The sequence below is a fragment of the Acinetobacter sp. YH16038 genome (assembly GCF_013417275.1).
Classification (GTDB): Bacteria; Pseudomonadota; Gammaproteobacteria; order Pseudomonadales; family Moraxellaceae; genus Acinetobacter.
On sequence record NZ_VPEG01000157.1, the window covers coordinates 1 to 1,342 of the forward strand.

A 1,342-nucleotide genomic window follows, 5' to 3' on the forward strand; every position below is an offset into this window, starting at 1 on the left:
TATCAAATTCGGATCAAAGACAAAGCACTGAAAAAGACCACTCTAAAATTGTACTATTTCTTACAATGGTTTTTGATGTTGGGTATTTTCTTCCTGATTTTTGTGCGCCCATATTTATTTTAATCGTGAAGCAAAGATTGAAAAAATACGCTCTTCGGGGCGTTTTTTTATGTGCTTTAAAATTAATCTGCAAAGTTGCATGCCAATCGAAAAATCTTGTATAGAATGAAAACAATAGATGGGGGATGCAATGTACACGTTTAGTTCTAAAAAAGATTGGTGGGTGGTGGCCTTTATTGTTTGTATGAGTGGCTTGCTCATTCAATTATTACTGACGATGCAAGCTAAAGGTACCATGCAGCAATATCCTGTTCATTAATTAAAATACAATGATTTTTATTTATTCTATTGATTTTTTTGGCAAATCTCTCTACTACTTTGTGGGATGATGGCATTGTAAGGATTACTTCATAATCTTTTTCATGCATTAAGCTATGGAGAATTTTAGAGATATTGGGGTTGAATTTTCCACACTCTTTAAGAGATATTGAGAATCCTTTTTGTCCTTTTAGGGCGTAAATTAAAGGATTCCCATCACCCCCCTGACGACTATACAAACGTTTAAAGACACTATGCACAATTAAGTCATTAAGTTTGTGATGATTAGGGTTAGCATCTAATGACGTATTTACTAGTTGTTCTGTTTCTGAGGTGAAAGTAACAACTTTATTGTCATTAACGAGAATTCCCAATTTAAGTCTCAACTATTTGGCTTATAAATAATTTTTAAAATTATCTTTATAAAAAAGAAAAAGTCCAATAAGTCTTGAAACTTATTGGACTTTCGCTTTATATTCTGTGGGTACAGTTATTTGATGCTACCAACATCAATTAACGAAAGATCGGCAGAGCTACCAACTCATACTGATATTCACCTTACGGCTAGTACCAGTTCCTATTTTAAAGAAAAGAACTAGTTTGACAAGCCTCAATTTGAAGTCCTTCGTTAATTCAGTAGTTTAAATCATCAAATAAGCACCTAACGGTCGAGCTTTATCTACTTCTGTGCGCCCTTTTTTAAAGGAAGATATGCGGTGCATGTGGAGGGATAAGTGTCACTGGTGCATCGTAGCGATAGTCGAAAGGCTAAACCGCTTACAGGGGATCTCACATAGGCGGAGCGTTGGAAGTAGTTGTATAGGTCGGTGAAGTTGCATGTTGGAGGAATCCTCGCAGAGATATCGCCATACTTCGACAGGGAGCGTGTGGGAGAAGGTGCAAAACCTTTAGTCCTTGTCTGCATGGTCAGCAAAACCATGTGCGGATACGACCGATGCGTGGC

General features: G+C 36.9%; 1 protein-coding gene and 1 pseudogene. One reads left to right on the top strand and one right to left on the bottom strand.

All coding sequences use genetic code 11. The annotated features are described in order from the left end of the window. Nucleotides 1-123, top strand: a pseudogene (locus tag FTV34_RS17495) (aspartyl/asparaginyl beta-hydroxylase domain-containing protein); the annotation flags it as partial. A gap of 221 nt (nt 124-344) precedes the next feature. Here FTV34_RS17495 and FTV34_RS17500 read toward each other — a convergent pair. Beyond that, nucleotides 345-752: a hypothetical protein gene (locus FTV34_RS17500; protein WP_174660742.1), complete on the bottom strand. Its 408-nt coding sequence runs from the start codon at nt 750-752 to the stop codon at nt 345-347. Between the last annotated feature and the right edge of the window lie 590 nt (nt 753-1,342).